We start from the raw sequence: 17180 nt of genomic DNA, 5'->3' as shown, positions 1-17180 counted from the left end.
ACGAATATTTTCAACTTCAAATTCAACACTTTTTTAGTCTTTGCAAAATATTTCCAACCCTTTTCTCCGAAGGAATCTGCGCCATTTGTATTCTTCGCGCGTATTGAATGGAATCTAAAATCTCTTTTTGTTTTTCTTCTATTTCCTTGTTCTTGTGTTCAATCAATGCTTTCTGTTTTCTTGTGGCTTTTAAAGTTTTAAAAACATATCCGGCAAAAATCAGTACCAATAACAAACCCATAGCAACTGAACCAATAATAATGTTTTGCCTTGTGTTTTTTTCTTCTGCAACTGCTTGTTGTTTTTCTAATTCTTTTTTATGTTCTGCCTTTGCAACCTCTTCTTGTTTTTCATAAGTGTATTGCATTTGTTTCTTAATGGCAGCTTTCTGAGTTTCCTGATTATTAATGCTATCTCTCATTTTTATTTCAAGCTCGTACATTTCAAATGCTTCTTTGTATTTGTTTTGCTTTTGATAAATACTTTTTAGTATTGCTGCTGAATTTTTTACATTTTCAGGATAACCAATTTCTTTTGCTGTTTGCATACCTTTAACGGCATAAATAAGTGCCCCCTTAAGCTCACCCTTTTCCATCATTGAATTGGCAATGTTGCTTAAAGTATATGCAATTCCTCCTTTATTGTCAATTTCCTCATTTATCTTTAAACTCTTGTGATAATAGTCCAAGGCTTTTTGAATTTCGCCTTGACGTTTATAAATATTTCCAATGTAGTTTAAGGATCTTGATATTCCCATTTTGTCCCCAATGTCTTGCTGAATGTTTAGGCTCTTATTATAATTCTCTAATGCCATAACGACTTTCCCTTGGTTGGCATATATGCCGCCGATGCCACCTAATGCTTTGGCTATTCCTTCTTTATCCCCAACTTCACTCTTAATTTTTAAAATTTCCTGAAAGCACACTAATGCTTTTTGAATATCGCCTTGGCTATAAATAACAACTGCAATGTTGTTTAAAGTATTTGCCATCCCATCTTTATCACCAATTTCTTCAAAAATCATTAAACTTTTGTAATAATATTCTAGCCCCATGGTTATGTTGCCCTGGTTTTTATAAACACGACCAATGTTGCTCAGAGTAATTGCTACTCCTTCTCTGTCTCCAGCCTCCTCCATAATATTCATAGCCTTCTTATAATATTCAAGCGCCCTAGGCGCATCTCCATGATTATTCGCCGTAATTCCTATATAATTTAACGAGTATGCGAGGTGTTTTAAATAAACCTTTTTTAGACTTCCGCCATTTAATATGTTTTTTTCTGACAATAATTTTAATTGCTCATTATATTTTGGCCAAACCTTTTCGTCACTCCAATATTCGTCAATCAGCGAATACAATATAGAACACCTTGTTGTATCGTGCTTAGCATTTTTAAGAGCCAACTTTAAAGAATCAATAGTTCGGTTCTGCCCAAATGAATTGAGTTGAAACAGAAGAATAAATATTAATGCAATTTTTCTCATCCCCTCTTCATCAATTTATTTATCATTACTAAAACCCTTTTCTCACTCGGTATCTGCGCCATCTGAATTCTTCGCGCGTATTGAATGGAATCTAAAATCTCTTTTTGTTTTTCTTCTATTTCCTTGTTCTTGTGTTCAATCAATGCTTTCTGTTTTCTTGTGGCTTTTAAAGTTTTAAAAACATATCCGGCAAAAATCAGTACCAATAACAAACCCATAGCAACTGAACCAATAATAATGTTTTGCCTTGTGTTTTTTTCTTCAGCAAGTGCTTGTTGTTTTTCTAATTCTTTTTTATGTTCTGCCTTTGCAACCTCTTCTTGTTTTTCATAAGTGTATTGCATTTGTTTCTTAATGGCAGCTTTCTGAGTTTCCTGATTATTAATGCTATCTCTCATTTTTATTTCAAGCTCGTACATTTCAAATGCTTCTTTGTATTTGTTTTGCTTTTGGAAGATTGATTTGAGGGTGGCGGCTGAGTTTCTAATAGTCTCAGGGAAGCCAATTTCTGTACTTATTTTCAATCCCCTTTGAGTATAAATAACGGCATCGCTTAATTTTCCTAATTGATTATATTCATATCCCAAATTGTTTAAAGCATATGCAATTCCGTCCTTATCTCCAACCTTTTGACTACTTGCTAAACTTTTTTGGAAATACTCTATGGATTTATTTAAGTCACCTTGATCAGAATATATTGTCCCAATATTATTATATGAAATTGCCTTTCCATTTTCATCACTAATACTTTCGTAAATACTCAAACATTTAAGGAAATATTCCAAAGCTTTAGGTTTATCCTCAATTTTATCGTAGAGATTTCCTAAGCAATTTAAAGCAGAGGCAGTGCCTTTTATTGAGCCAATACTTTCCATCAAGTTTAAACTTTTGTTTAAATAATTTAGGGCCGAGGTAATGTCATCTAATTGACTGTAAATATTTCCAATATTAATTAAAGTTCCAGCTACACCTACTTTGTCGCCAATTTCTTCAGAAAGTTTAAGGCTCTTATGTTGATATTCTAAAGCCTTTGATATATTGCCTTGGTTTTTATAAATATTCCCAATAATCATTATCGAAAGCGCCATTCCTTTTTTATCACCTATTTCTTCTTTAATCTTAAGACTTTTTTCTAGATATTGGAAAGCTTTATTAATATCTCCTTGACCTTTATAAATTGTACCAATATTACTTAGAGTCATTGCCATCCCATTTTTATCACTGGCCTTGTCGTAAATTTTTAGGCTTTTAAGGTAAAATTCTAGGGCTTTTGGGATATCAGATTGACTATTGTAAATTATTCCAAATTGATTTAAGGCTCCGGCTTTTTGTTTTAAAAAAAAGAGCTCATCCGTTTTATTTTTATTGGCTAGATTTAGCTCGGCAATTTGCAATCTCTTTGTTACAATTTCTAGTTTTAATTTTTTGTCTGACTCAGCATTGAACAATAACTTAAGTGTTAAACACCTTGTACTATCTTGCTTGGCATTTTTAAGAGCCAACTTTAAAGAATCAATAGTTTTACCAGCCTCGCCGGCAGGCGGGTTCTGCCCAAATGAATGGAGTTTACAAAAAACTAATACTAACACTAATACTATGTACTTAGAGGCCATGCGCATTAGGAATAAAAGTAATAATTACTATTCTGATATTTTCCTCAAAATATTACACATTAATACTAAATTATTCAGGTAATTATAATAATGCCACGTCGCTTTATTTTGAATCTATAGGAGGGATGGCATATGTCAATTCTTATAGTAAAATCTTTCATTATTTAATAGAATACAATCAGCTTTATAAAGATAACACCACAATGTTAATTAATTCTTCACAGGTACAAAATTGCCTGATTGCATTTGTCTAATTTAGTAGCTCATGAGCGATCAATTAACAAGAAAGCGGGTTAGGACATCAGGCATTACTGTGGTAATAAGTCTTGCACTGGTGTTATTTATGCTGGGATCTTTAGGTTTATTGGTAATTAATGCCAATAAACTAAGTACGCATTTTAAGGAAAATATAGGATTTCAGGTGTATTTAAAAGATACCGCCAGTAGCGCCCAAACGGATGGTTTGATACAGGAAATTTCTAATTCAAGATATTGCAAAAGCGTTGCATTTATTAATAAGGAACAGGCTGCCGAAAAATTAAAAGTGGATTTGGGCGAAGATTTTGTGTCTTTTTTAGGTGTGAATCCGCTTTTGAATAGCATCGATATTAAATTAAATGCCGACCAGGCGAATACAGACACTTTGTTGCATGTTGAAAAATATCTTTTGCAAAAACCTTTTGTAAAAGAAGTGGTTTATCAAAAAGACATGATTAATAATTTGAACAAAAACACAAAGGCCATAGCATTTTTTATACTCATTTTTAGCGGAGCCTTATTGGTGGTTGCCATTGCACTCATTAATAACACCATTCGCCTTTCCATTTACTCAAAACGATTTATTATTCGAACGATGTATTTGGTTGGCGCAACACGAGCTTTTATAAGCAGGCCATTTATCTTTACCGGAATACGGCAAGGTATTATTGCAGGCATTATTGCGGGAGTTTTATTGGCCGGTTTTTTAGTATTGAGCACGCGCTTTATACCAGACTTATTACAAATTCAGGATGAAAATATTTTGCTTATTTTATTCGGCGGATTACTAGTTCTTGGGGTGTTTATTTCGGCTTTCAGTGCTATGTTGGCTGTACTCAGGTATCTGCGCTTAAAAAGCAGCGATTTGTATTTTTAAGTTATTTAACCTCTTTCCTTTTCCATTTTTTGTATCTTTACTTTCGTAAATTTTTTATAAAATGGAAAATAATTTTAATTTCAGAAACACCAATATTGAACAGTTAAGTGCTGAAACGGTTACCAAACAAAACACCTTGTTAAGGTCGGCTTTTGCCTGGATGGGCCTAGCCATGGTACTAACTACATTATCGTCTTTATTATTTGCCTTTGTTCCGGAATTAACTTCCTTATTATTGGTAGAAACGGAAATGGGTGTAAAGCCAACCACGTTAGCTTATGTGGTGATGTTTGCGCCATTAATATTTGTTTTTGCTATGGGTTTTGGCGTAAATAAAATGTCTTTACCGGTTTTAATAGGAACTTTTGTTACCTATGCTATCATTAATGGAATTAGTTTTAGCTTCATTTTCTTTGTTTATAATATCGGGTCTATTTTTAAAGTATTTTTAAGTACATCTGCTTTATTCGCTATTATGGCCATTGCAGGTTATACCACCAAAACCGATCTTACTAAAATGGGAAGTATATTAATGATAGGGGTAATAGGTATAGTAGTTGCTTCATTAATAAATATGTTTATGCATAGCGCTCAAATGGATTATATTATTTCCATTTTAGGCGTTATTATATTTACCGGATTAACAGCATACGATGTTCAGAAAATTAAAAATTTGGGAGATACAGTACAGGGAGATTCAACTGCAACCGGAAAATTGGGTATTATGGGCGCCCTAACCCTTTACATCGATTTTATCAATCTGTTTTTATTCTTACTGAGATTATTCGGCGGCAGAAAGGATTAAAAATCTTATTTATTTTGGCGAATAAACCGGTTTCTGTTCTTTAGGATCCGGTTTTTTTGCTTTATCGTTTTTGGTTTTTTCTTTTCTTATATCCACATCTTCTACAGTTACCCATTTTCCTTTCTTCAATTCCAACGCATCAAAACTTCCGTCAGGTCCATAGTATTGTGGTATCCCTTCTAAAATATCTCCTTCTTTGCGGGGTGCTAAATGGCTATAAATTATTTGTCCTCGTTTCTCATTGTATTTTACGCTCATGCTAATATCAGCACTGTACTCAAACATTAATCTTCTTGGATTTTTTTTAGCAAACTTAAACACATCTTTCCCGAATACAGGAACGCCGTTACTTCTAAAATAAAGCACATCAATAAATTTCCGGCTCACCAACTTATCATTCGGGTCAAACCCAATTAAGGTATAATACCCATCGCATGGAATTACCGAATAATAAAGCATTCCAAACCATTTTCCCGGATTCCCAATATAGGTTTCAGGGCTTTTTACCAATGGAGACTGATCGATTAACGTAAAATGTTCATAGGCTTCTATCGTTTCGTGTTTCAAAAAACCTTTTTTAATGCGTTTACTGTTATTCACTAATAAATAACCAAAAAAAGCATGCGTTCCATCGTCTTTAAATAAATTCCAAGTGATGAGCATAAATTTTTTATCCTTTGGCACCAGAATTGAAACTTCTTTTAAACTATCAAACGAATAATTAATTATTTGTGGATTACTTATAATTTCGTTCCAAGCGCTTAGGTATTTTTTGTTGGTTTCAATTCTTTCTTTTTCAATTTTACTTAAAAACCCTTTTTCAATAGCTTGCAATTTTAATTCAGTTTTTTTGAAAACCTGAAGCAATGAATCGTTAGTCCCAATTAAAGATAAGGGGATAAAAAAAAGAAACAGAAGCCGATTAAACATTACTTTTATAACGATATTGTGTTACAAAGTTACAAATAACCTCATGCTTTTACTCATTCGATATATCAGATTATGCATAAGCTATTGTTTATTTGTCTTTTTTGTGATTGCAGGTCTATATTACGATACCAGCATGTATTTAATGGGTCAGGCGAGAGGACAATTATATATATTAACTCATACCATTACGTTTGCAGAATTTGCCGAAAAGAATGAGCTTACTGAGAGGCAAGTGGAAAATCTTGAACAAATTGAAAAGATAAAAAAATACGCTATAGATAGTTTGGCGTATAAAGCCACCTCAAATTATAATTTTATTTACAACCAACAAAACGCACCAAGTCTTTGGGTAATTACGGCTAGTGAACCTTATCGCTTAAATGCCTATTATTGGAATTTTCCTATAGTAGGAAAAGTAAGTTATAAAGGTTTTTTTGATGAAAAAAAAGCAAAAGCTGCGTTTAATCACCTGCGTTGCTTGGGTTATGATGTAGACTTACGAGAAGTAAGTGCTTGGAGTACCTTGGGTTGGTTTAGCGATCCCATAATGAGTAATTCTTTAAACCGAAGTAAAGCCGAAATGTGTGATCTGCTTTTCCACGAATTGTTTCACGCCACCTATTATAAAGCTAACGCGGTAAATTTAAATGAAAACCTGGCTTCGTTTATTGCTGAAAAAGCAACCATAAAGTATTTGCAAAAAGATACATTTGCTATCCGTAAATATTTAAATGATAAAAAAGAAAGAGAAATAATTAATGCGTTTATTCTGAATGAGGCAAATGAACTTCGTAAATATTATGATACTATTTCCGAAAAAACGGACAGAAATATATTAAAATTAAAGCGAATATATCAAATCGCGGAGCGACTTAAAAATATTCAGTTGGGCAACCAACAACTCATTCAATATCACGTAAAAAGTATGATGGAACAAAAAAATGCCTATTTCATAGATTTTGAACAATACAACAGTTTGCAGGATAGTTTGGAGCAGGTTTTTAACAAATTTTATAAGGGCAATCTTAAAAAACTGGTACAAGATTTGAAGCAAAATTAAACAATCGTTACATTTGATAATTAATCGTTTATGAGAACTTTATTTACCACTTTTATCCTTTCCTTTTTTGTGCTGTTTAGTAAGGCGCAATACGACATTAAAATAAATTTTAAAGGCTGTAAAGACACAACAGTTTATTTGGTTACGCATTTATGGCAATCGAACAGCATTGTGGATTCCTGTAAAAAAGTAAAAAACGGTGTAATTCGTTTTCAGGGAAAAAAACCTTTGGAAAAAGGATTTTATATTTTAGTGAATCAGGAGAAGAACACTACTTTTTTTGAATTTTTTGTTGGGGAACAACAAAAGTTTTCTATTAACTCAGAATTTGAAAATGTAAAGAGGTCTTTGAAGTGTACCGGTAGTAAAGAAAATGAGTTGTATTTTGAATACGAGCGTTTTTTTGCTGACAAAGACGCTGAATTTTTAGGATATATCAATGAATCCAAAGGGAAAAGTAAAACCGATAGCGCCGCTTTTATCGCTGAAAAAATTAAAAAATTACAGGAAGAATTAAAAAAGTTTGATCCGGTTTTTAAAGAAAAAATTAAAGGAACTTTAGTAGAAGAATTTTTCGCTATTAAAACCGAGCAACAAGCAACGGATATACCAAAAGCATCTAACGGTAGACCGGATAGTTTATATCAATACTTTTGGTATAAAAATCATTTCTGGGATGGAGTAAATTTAGCTTCAGATTTTGCCATTCACACCCCTCATTTGGATGATAAGGTAAAAAGATATTTTGAGCAAGTAACCGTTCAGCATCCCGACACCGCAATCAAGGAAATTGGTTATGTAATGCGAAAATGTAAACCCGGAACTTTGACTTTTCAAATGTTATTGGGGCATTTCACATACAAATACGAAACCAATAAAACGATGACCTTTGACCGCAAAGGGAATTCTATAACGTATGAAAAAGTGTTTATTTATCTGGTTGATTCATTTATAGCCAACGGTAAAGCGAAGGGTGTATATACAGATGAAACCGTTGAGAAAATAAAAGAGAAGGCAAACAACAACCGGAATATATTACCAGGCGCAGTTGCCCCTGATATTTTTGTGCTCGATACCACGGATGGAAGGGAAATTATAAAATTGCGTTTTGATACCTGCAGCAATAGTTCAATTCTTACCCGCTACTATGAGCAACACGCTGCGCGATTATCTACCATGTGGAAAACATTGCATCAGGTAAATGCTAAATATACCGTATTGGTTTTTTGGGCTTCTGATTGCGGACATTGTAAAACAGAAATGCCACGCCTGAACGATACGCTTAAAACGATCAAAGGGAAAATTGATTTTAAAGTTTTTGCGGTTCAAACCAAAGATGATTTTGAGCCATGGCGTAAATTTATTATAGATAATAAGCTTGATTTTATAAACGTATTTGATCCGGTACATATTAACAGTTATCGCACTAAATATGATGTAGAGGCCACACCGGTAATATTTTTATTGGATAAAGATAAACGCATCAAAGCAAAAAAGATTGGTGTGCCGCAAGTTGTTGAACTATTAGAGATATTCGATAAAATAGAAAAAGAAAATTCAAAAGAAAAATAACACGCATTTAAAATCGTTACTCATGAATTACAAAAAGTATTGCACTAGTGTTTTATTATTTTTCGCCTGTTCATTTTATTTCGGGCAAGGCTATGAAATCAAATTAAATTTTAAAGGGAACAAAGATACCGTAATGTATTTGGTAAAATACACCTGGGATCAGCAATACGTAGCAGATACGGCTAAAAAAATTAAAAACGGACAAGTACTTTTTAAAGGAAAGAAAAATTTAGACAAAGGTGTTTATACTTTAGTGAGTCAGGCTAAATCTGTTTATTTCGATTTTTTTATTAATGAGAGTTCAAAGTTCGGCATCAATGTTTCATCTGATGATATTGTGAATACCTTACAATCTGTAGGAAGTAAGGAGAATGAACAATTTTTCTCCTACATTAAATTCATTACCAATAAAAACAAGGAATTACAAAAAGTAAAGGAACAAACGAAAGGGATGAGTCAGGTTGATAGTGCTAAATTTATGATGGAGAAAATAAGCATGCTTAATACTGAAGTGAGGAAATTTGATTCTGATTTTTTAGAAAAAACAAAAGGCACATTCATTCACGATGTGATGAATTTAAAATCAGAGAAAGAAGCAAAAGAAATTCCGCTTGCTAAAAACGGAAGGCCTGACAGTTTATTTCGGTATACTTATTATAAAGAACACTATTTTGATGGCATTAATTTTAAAGATGAGCGCTTAATTCATACTCCGTTTTTTGACGACAGAATCAAAAGGTATTTTGAGAGCGTTATTGTAACTCATCCCGATACAGCCATTGTTGAAATAGATCGCTTGTTAAGTAAATGCACCAAAGACAGTTTAATTTATAATAGTTTAATAGGATTTTTCACCTATAAGTATGAGCAAAGTAAAATAATGGGATTTGATAAAGTATTTGTTCATATGGCTGATAAATATATTATTCCGGGAAATGCCAGTAAAATTTATTCAGCCGAAACAGTTTCAAAAATAAAAGAACGCGTGGATATTTTAAGAGGATTGTTGTTAGATGCCAAAGTGAGCGAATTATATATGATTGACACTACTTATGGCAAGCAAGTAATGAAGATGGGATTTGATACGGCCAAAACAAGTAAGTCGGTTACTGATTTATATTATAAAAATCTGGAGAAATTAACTCCGATGTTTAAGACGCTATATTCGGTAGAGGCCAAGTATACGGTATTGGTTTTTTGGGCATCAGATTGCGGACATTGCCAAACTGAAATACCAAAGCTTCAGGAAAATTTGAATACTATTAAAGGAAAGATTGACTTTAAAGTGTTTTCAGTTCAAACTAAAGAAGATTTTGAGGAGTGGAGGAAATTTATAATTAAAAATAAATTAGAATTCATCAATGTGTTTGATCCCATTCACTTGAATAACTTAAAAGAAAGATTTGATATTTATTCAACTCCGGTTATATACATATTGGATAAAGAAAAGAAAATCAAAGCCAAACGTTTGAGTGCCGATCAGGTATTAGACATGCTCAAACTAATGGATTCACACGATAAGAAGTAATTTAAATTTTATAAATCACTGCTTTCTGTTTTCAAAAGCTCAATGTCGGATATTAATTTTAAAACTTCGGCATGATCTGTGCCGTCATACATTCCACGAATCCTGCCTTTTTTATCTATTAATAAAAACATTTCACTGTGTAAAAACCCCTCCGGACTTCCATCGTCTTCAAAAGCATTTACCATATACCCGTTGGCAGCAAGTGCATAAATATCTTTTTTATCTCCGGTAAGTAAATGCCATTTATTTTTTAATGCCCCGTAAGTGTTTGCATAGGCCTCAAGTACCTCAACACTGTCGTGCATAGGATTTACACTGTGAGATAGAATTAAAACAGAATCATCATTCGCAAATGCTTTTTGTACATCAATCAAATTTTTACTCATTTCCGGACAAATACTCTGACAAGTAGCAAAAAAGAAATTGGCCACGTAAATTTTATTTTTTACCGTTTGTTCTGTAACGGCCTCATTAAATTGATTAGTGAAAGAAAAGTTTTTTATGGTATGAAAAACGGTGTCATCTTGTTGAACATACTTGGCGCCAAAAACAGGTAGTACTTTTTTTTCTTTGGATTTGCCACAAGCTAAAAAGAATATGGCAATAATTAGGGTACTGATATTAAGGATTAGTTTTGATTTCATTGCTTTCAATCAATTTTATTTTTTCTTCTTTTAATCTAAGGTGTGTGAATTCGTCAATCAATCTTTTTATTTCAGATGCAAATCTCCCGTCATAGTAACCTCTGATATTTCTATTCGCATCAATGAGAGCAATATAACCGTTATCTACATAATAGGGTTTTCCTGCAAAAAATTCTGCGTTTTTTTGATAAAAATTTATGCTATCCATCACCAAAAAATTTAGGTTAGCGTATTGAGTAAATTTTTGAAACACTTGTTGCGATTCAGGGATGCCCGTATTAGATTTCCCGATAATAAATACAGGAACTTCCTTTATTTTTTCGTATTTGTAAGTGAAATACTCATTAAAACCTAAAAACCGATAGTCTTCATTTTTAAAAGATTCATCCATAAACTGAACTACAAAAACCGGATATTTTATCGTATCAATATTAAAAACAACTAATGAATCTTTTCTGATATTGAAATGATTATTTATTTGGTAAAACAAGGAATCACCATTAGCCTCCACTTTTTTGGGACCATAATAGTTTAAACGGTGCGAATGAATGGTGCTGCTTTCAAGAATTAACCAAAATAAAGATGGAAAAGCAATAATAAGCAGTAGCAACCATTTTTTGTTTTTCATTTCTTTAAAAATAGACGACAAAGATACAATAAAAAACCCGGCACTGTAAAGGGCCGGGCTATTATAAAGTGCATATAATTACTCAACAATTAATTTTCGTGTGGATTGACGCGGACCTACGGTGGTTTTTACCAGGTAAACACCTGGGTTTAAATCACGAATAGAAATATCCGTTTTTATGGTTGAAACATTATCTAATATAATTTTCTTTTCCATTTTTCCGGTTACACTATATATTTCTATAAAGCTATCTTCATTTGAATTATTATATAGGTTTACATGAAACGCGTCTTTTGCCGGGTTAGGAAAAATTTGAAATGTTGCATCAAAATTTTTCTCATTTAATCCGGTTAACACCGCGTTATTTACATGTATTTTTACCGTAAAGTTTACTGTAGGGGTTACTATGGTTTCTGTTTCTCTTTCATAGCTCACGGTTACCAACGGAAATTTTTGTCCGGTTTGATAGTACGAATAATCTGTTGAATTAATATCATTGGTGTAACCAAACGACGGAACTAAAAGTTGTAAAGTTTGCGTCATTTTTATTTGAAGTATATTATTCATTGGAAAGTTACCCGGTAAATTTAATGAACCTGTTCCGGTAGCTTGTGTGGTAATCGTTCCATCTACGGTTCCTGTATTTCCTCCAACGCTAAGTGTGCCTGAATAAAAGTCCGTAACACTATATCCCATGGCCACGGGCCATTCTATAACTTTTGCTGAGTTAGTATATGAAAGTACAACACCCGAAACTTGCTCCATACCTAACAATTCAAATTGAGGCGTAGGGCTAGCAACAGACTTCCAAAATAATTTATCTGCACCTTGTAATTCCACAAGCGTACTGCCAGGAAAATTACTTGCACTTGGAATGGAACCTGCGTTGGAATATGTGCTTATAGCGTTTACTGTAGTTTGAGTGAAGGCGCCAAAATCCCAATTTAATCCAGCGCCGGTATTTTTAGGAACAACTCCAACAGAGTCGTATTTCTTTTTTGAATTTACATCGCCTTGGCTTGGCTCATTAGCTAATGCAGTTAATGTTTGTGCGTTACTTATCGCGCATAACAATACAGAACATAAGGTTAAGTAGATTTTTTTCATATTTCGTTATTTAGTGTTTAATAAATTTTTTATGAATAATTCCTTTGTTAGTTTTTATTTCCGCAATATAAATTCCGTTAGCCATGTTTTCGCAATTTATTTTTTTCGTATCGAGATACTGAACAATTAATTTTCCTTGTGCATTATAAATAGAAATATTTTTCACTTCGGCGGCTATAAAATCAATGTTCAGTTCATCACTTACCGGATTTGGAAAAAAAGTTATTTGGGCCTGATCTAAGTTATTTTCATTCACGCCAATTACGAAATTATTTTTATTACCAATAACCTGGGCAGAAACTGTTGGTGATCCGGCTCCGGTTATACTCATGGTTTGGTAATTGATACTGAGAATTGGAAATTTTTGTGAAGCATCGTACCAACTATACATGGTTTGACGGATTGATCCCGTGATGATAAGCGCATTGAAATTGGTAATTTGAGTGCTCTTTAATCGTAATACATTGTTAAAGGTAACGCCGTTGGGTAAAATTAAAGTTCCATGTCCATCGGCCACAACAGTAGCATTTCCACTGGCGCTCCCGCTTAAAGAAAAAGTAAATGCCCCGCTGAAGTTATCGGTAATTACATCTTGATAAGTAAAAGGGTAACGCATGGATACGGCTGTATTACTGAAGTTCATTGTTATCGATGTAGAGTTTACCCCTTGAAATTCTGTTTGCGTTGACGGACTAGTTACCGATTTATAAAAGGTGTTTAATAAGCCTTGATTTTGAACTATGGTACATCCCGGGTAGTTAGTTGACGCAGGAATAGAGGACGGATCTACATAGGCCGAACTAATACTGTTGCCGGTTGCTGCTAAATTGGAGTAAGTCCAAACAGTGTTGGCTCCTGTTTGACTAACATTTAATCCATTGGTATAATAACTCGTATCAACAATATATGCTCTGCTGGTATCACCAATAACGGGTTCGAAAACCGCTTTTGTCATAACCAATGTTTGCGCATTGGCATTCAAATAAAACGAAATGGAAAGTAGAAGTAGAAGTTTTTTCATAATAATAATTTAAATTAAAAGTAGTAAATTTTAAGATTCCTTTTACAAGGGCTTGTTTTTTGATAAAATCAATATTTTATGGCTTAAATCGAGTGGGTTCGAATGAGTTAAAATTACTTTAAAAAAGTCGCTTCCATACTCATTATAATACTGCGCAAAATTCTCTGTGCGCTCTTGAAGTTCTCTTTCCGGAAACAATTTATCTAATACATTTTTCAATTGATTTAACGCGCCGTCTGATTTAAGCTTTACGGCTTTGTTAATTTTAGATTGTAAATTATCAATGCCTTTTAAAACAGTTTGCAATTCAGCTGAAACGGATCCTTCTAGGGTGGGTTCAAATTTTTTCATTTTATCCTTAAGTTCCGTATACAGCAATTGGAGTTTAAGCTTCTCTTCTGTTAATTCAAAATATTGAGGTAAGGATTGAATAACTTGTTTTTCTAAATCAATTTCATTAGAGAAAATATTTTCAGGAGAAAGATTTAATTTTTCCATTTTCAGAGCAGTCTTTTCTTCCACCAAAGTAAAGGAATCTCTGGGTACCAAAACCGGAAAAAATAAATCGTGTTTTTCAAACATGGTTTTGTACTGCAACCAATAAGCTAATTCTCCCGCCCCTCCAACATAGGCTAAATTCGGAAGTAAAAATTGCTGATACAAAGGTCGGGTTACAACATTGGGACTTATATTGATTGGGTTGTCAGCTATATGATTAAAAAATTCAGTATCCGTAAATTGTTTATCTGTATTTAATACCCGGTATTTTTTATCTTCATAAACAATTCTTTCCCTACTTTGCTCACTTGCATAAAAGAAATTTATCTCTCTTGGAGTAACCTGAACTTTATAATTTAAATTCTCAAGCTGCTCATTGGTTTTTTGCACCTCATGATGTGAAATTTTTTCTTTTATATCGTGGGTAAATAAATGCATTGCTGCTTCTTTAAAAGCTAAGTCATCTCCATCCACAATTACTAAACCATACTCGCCGAATAAATTATTAACCAGAAATCGTGCAGCGTCTTTCAGGTTATCATGTTTTAAATAGGAATTTTCAAATAGAGACTTTAAATAATCAGAATGCATTGTAGATCCTAATAATGTTTGATAGTCTGAAAAAACCGCATCAAGTGTATTCGTATTTAAATGACCAACTGAACCTTTGGCATCGATATTCCATTGTAATTGTTTTTTATAAATATTGAAATGGTTAATTTCATCAAAGTCGTGATCCTCACCCGCAAGCCAAAAAACGGGAATAAAATTTGTAAGCGGAAATTCTTTTTTTAATATTTGAGATAGACGAATTACCGAAATTATTTTATAAATAAAATATAATGGACCGGTATTTAAACATAACTGATGGCCGGTTGTAATTGTAAAACTGTTCTGTTTACTCAGCAATCTTATATTTTCTTCACTTTCTTTTGTAGAATTTTTAACAAGGCCATGTTGTTTTAATAAAATTTCAGAAAGAATACTTTGTGGAATTGTTTTTTTGATCGGGGAAGCAATCGCTTTTCTAAATCCATCAAGCGATGGATAAAATGAATAAAAGGATTCCGTTTCTGATTTTTTATTGAGATAATCTGCAATCAAAGCATTTACAGAACGAGTGTGCTGTAATGGAATTTTTACAGGGTTTTTCATTTTATATTTTGCTGCCAAATGCAAGATCTCCTGCATCTCCAAGTCCGGGAACAATATAAGCTTGCGCAGTTAATTCCTCATCTATTGCGCCACACCAAAGTGTAAAATTAGTGTTTGGCATATTTGCTTTAACATACTCAACACCTTGCTTACTACAAATTGTAGAAACTAAATGGGTGTGCGCAGGCACTCCTCTTTTTAAGAGCGCTTTGTAAGTTAATACAATAGAAGAGCCCGTTGCGAGCATGGGGTCACAAAGAATAAGTGTTTTGCCATTTAAATCAGGACTGGCAACATATTCCAAAGCAATTTCAAAAGTGTTATCCTTGTGATGTCTTCTGTATGCACTGATAAATGCGTTTTCGGCTCTGTCAAAAAAATTAAGTATTCCAAAGTGTAAAGGCAAACCGGCTCTTAGTATAGTTGCAATTACCGGTTGTTCTTTAATTAACTTACTTTCTGATTCACCTAAGGGAGTTACTGTAGTTTGCGAATCATATTTCAGAGTTTTGCTGATTTCATACGCGCAAATTTCACCAATTCTTTCTAAATTTCTTCTGAATCGCATAGGATCTTTTTGAATGTTTTTATCTCTTATTTCTGCAAGAAATTGATTAAGTATAGAAGGGTTTTGAGAAAGATTGTGAACCATAATTTTTATTTTTTCTAATTTACGTTTTTTGCTTTGAATAATTAGCATTTTTCGATGATCATGGCATAACCCTGACCCACACCGATGCACATAGTAACTAAAGCATATTTTTTATTATGAATATGTAAATCAATAGCTGCCGAATTTAAAATGCGGGCACCGCTCATTCCTAAAGGATGTCCTAATGCAATAGCTCCCCCATTCACGTTTATCCTTTCGTCATTATCCGCTAATCCCCAGGCGCGGGTACAAGCTAAGCTTTGTGCGGCGAATGCTTCATTTAATTCAATTAAACCCATATCTTTCATTTGTAAGCCGGCCAATCGAAGGGCTTTATTGGCTGCTTCTACCGGACCAATTCCCATAATACGCGGCTCTACACCCACTGCAGTTCCGGATACTATTCTTGCTAAGGGTTTTAAATGATAATCTTTAATGGCTTGTTCTCCTGCTAAAAGCAAAGCGGCTGCGCCATCGTTTAATCCACTGGCATTGCCGGCGGTTACGGTTCCATCTTTTTTAAACGCAGGTTTTAATGAAGCAAGTTTTTCTAAAGCAGAATCGGGTTTTGCAAATTCATCATTTGAAAAAACAATCGCATCACCTTTTTTTTGAGGTATACTTAAGGAAACAATTTCTTTTTCAAATCGGCCAGATTTTTTTGCTTTTGCTGCTTTTTGCTGACTCCAAAATGCAAATTGATCCTGATCGTTTCTATTAATTTTATATTTCTCGGCCACGTTTTCTGCGGTTTCACCCATAGAATCCACTCCGTAAATTTCTTTCATTTTAGGATTTATAAATCTCCAACCGAAACTACTGTCAAACATTTGCTGATCTCTTCCGAAAGCACTGCCTGCTTTGCTCATTACCCAAGGTCCGCGAGTCATATTTTCAACTCCACCTGAAATCATCAATTCCTCATTTCCGCTTTGAATAATTCTTGCCGCATCCATACTGGCGCTTAAACCACTTGCGCATAAACGATTCACGGTTTGACCCGGAACCGAATGTGGAATCCCCGCTAATAGCGAAGCCATTCTGGCCACATTGCGATTATCTTCTCCGGCCTGATTTGCACAACCCAAAATTATATCCCCAACTTTAGAAAAGTCAATTCCTGTATTTTTGTTTACTAATTCTTTTAATACAAAGGCTGCTAAATCATCAGTTCTTACGGTTGATAAAGTTCCGCCAAAATTTCCGATTGCGGTTCTTACTCCATTAATTAAATAAGCCTGTTTCATAATAATAATATTCCCTAAAATTAAATATTATTATCAGAAACCCGCATCGAAAAGCAAATTATTCCAAATAGAACAATGATAATTTTTTTTAAAGCAGTA

15 protein-coding genes are annotated in these 17180 nt (G+C 33.5%); 5 read left to right on the top strand and 10 right to left on the bottom strand.

Annotated features, from left to right (window positions below; translation table 11 throughout):
* Positions 1-22: 22 nt before the first annotated feature.
* The gene (locus IPM51_12950; protein MBK9285202.1) at positions 23-1486 is read right to left on the bottom strand and encodes a tetratricopeptide repeat protein; all 1464 of its coding nucleotides are present in this window, start codon (positions 1484-1486) and stop codon (positions 23-25) included.
* The gene (locus IPM51_12945; GenBank protein MBK9285201.1) at positions 1483-3099 is read right to left on the bottom strand and encodes a tetratricopeptide repeat protein; all 1617 of its coding nucleotides are present in this window, start codon (positions 3097-3099) and stop codon (positions 1483-1485) included. The genes IPM51_12950 and IPM51_12945 overlap by 4 nt, the downstream gene beginning before the upstream one ends.
* A gap of 265 nt (positions 3100-3364) precedes the next feature.
* Between IPM51_12945 and IPM51_12940 the strand changes: the two genes are divergently transcribed.
* Both IPM51_12940 and IPM51_12935 read left to right on the top strand, forming a co-directional pair.
* The gene (locus tag IPM51_12940; GenBank protein MBK9285200.1) at positions 3365-4234 is read left to right on the top strand and encodes a hypothetical protein; all 870 of its coding nucleotides are present in this window, start codon (positions 3365-3367) and stop codon (positions 4232-4234) included.
* Positions 4235-4295: 61 nt separating this feature from the next.
* Positions 4296-5039 (top strand): Bax inhibitor-1/YccA family protein, encoded by a 744-nt coding sequence (locus IPM51_12935; GenBank protein MBK9285199.1) that lies wholly within the window; start codon positions 4296-4298, stop codon positions 5037-5039.
* A 9-nt stretch (positions 5040-5048) separates the two neighbouring features.
* Here the strand turns inward: IPM51_12935 and IPM51_12930 are convergent, their stop codons facing one another.
* Positions 5049-5969 (bottom strand): hypothetical protein, encoded by a 921-nt coding sequence (locus tag IPM51_12930; protein MBK9285198.1) that lies wholly within the window; start codon positions 5967-5969, stop codon positions 5049-5051.
* Between the two features lie 103 nt (positions 5970-6072).
* On the opposite strand from IPM51_12930, the gene IPM51_12925 reads away from it, so the two are divergent.
* Genes IPM51_12925 through IPM51_12915 form a run of 3 tightly spaced genes read left to right on the top strand, consistent with a single transcriptional unit; the run spans position 6073 to position 10129 of the window.
* Entirely contained in the window at positions 6073-7029 is a 957-nt protein-coding gene (locus IPM51_12925) for an aminopeptidase (protein MBK9285197.1), read from the top strand.
* A gap of 30 nt (positions 7030-7059) precedes the next feature.
* Positions 7060-8601, top strand: a complete 1542-nt coding sequence (locus tag IPM51_12920; GenBank protein ID MBK9285196.1) for an AhpC/TSA family protein — start codon at positions 7060-7062, stop codon at positions 8599-8601.
* 22 nt (positions 8602-8623) lie between these two features.
* A complete protein-coding gene (locus IPM51_12915) occupies positions 8624-10129 on the top strand; it encodes a DUF5106 domain-containing protein (protein ID MBK9285195.1) in 1506 nt (501 codons plus the stop codon).
* A gap of 8 nt (positions 10130-10137) precedes the next feature.
* Here IPM51_12915 and IPM51_12910 read toward each other — a convergent pair whose 3' ends face one another.
* From IPM51_12910 to pcaF, 7 genes are all read right to left on the bottom strand, one after another.
* Positions 10138-10773 carry an SCO family protein gene (locus IPM51_12910; GenBank protein MBK9285194.1) on the bottom strand — a complete coding sequence of 212 codons (636 nt, stop codon included), beginning with the start codon at positions 10771-10773 and terminating at the stop codon, positions 10138-10140.
* The gene (locus IPM51_12905; GenBank protein MBK9285193.1) at positions 10751-11401 is read right to left on the bottom strand and encodes a hypothetical protein; all 651 of its coding nucleotides are present in this window, start codon (positions 11399-11401) and stop codon (positions 10751-10753) included. The genes IPM51_12910 and IPM51_12905 overlap by 23 nt, the downstream gene beginning before the upstream one ends.
* Positions 11402-11479: 78 nt before the next feature.
* The gene (locus IPM51_12900; protein MBK9285192.1) at positions 11480-12508 is read right to left on the bottom strand and encodes a T9SS type A sorting domain-containing protein; all 1029 of its coding nucleotides are present in this window, start codon (positions 12506-12508) and stop codon (positions 11480-11482) included.
* Between the two features lie 10 nt (positions 12509-12518).
* Positions 12519-13529 carry a T9SS type A sorting domain-containing protein gene (locus IPM51_12895; GenBank protein MBK9285191.1) on the bottom strand — a complete coding sequence of 337 codons (1011 nt, stop codon included), beginning with the start codon at positions 13527-13529 and terminating at the stop codon, positions 12519-12521.
* Positions 13530-13571: 42 nt separating this feature from the next.
* Positions 13572-15182 carry a bacillithiol biosynthesis cysteine-adding enzyme BshC gene (gene bshC, locus IPM51_12890; GenBank protein MBK9285190.1) on the bottom strand — a complete coding sequence of 537 codons (1611 nt, stop codon included), beginning with the start codon at positions 15180-15182 and terminating at the stop codon, positions 13572-13574.
* Between the two features lies 1 nt (position 15183).
* Positions 15184-15837 (bottom strand): uracil phosphoribosyltransferase, encoded by a 654-nt coding sequence (upp, locus tag IPM51_12885; GenBank protein ID MBK9285189.1) that lies wholly within the window; start codon positions 15835-15837, stop codon positions 15184-15186.
* A 38-nt stretch (positions 15838-15875) separates the two neighbouring features.
* A complete protein-coding gene (gene pcaF / locus IPM51_12880) occupies positions 15876-17081 on the bottom strand; it encodes a 3-oxoadipyl-CoA thiolase (GenBank protein ID MBK9285188.1) in 1206 nt (401 codons plus the stop codon).
* Between the last annotated feature and the right edge of the window lie 99 nt (positions 17082-17180).

It is taken from the genome of Sphingobacteriaceae bacterium (assembly GCA_016715905.1).
Lineage (GTDB): Bacteria > Bacteroidota > Bacteroidia > B-17B0 > Aurantibacillaceae > Aurantibacillus.
The sequence above is the reverse complement of the archived record's forward strand: the minus strand, read 5'-3'. Positions and strand labels throughout refer to the sequence as shown.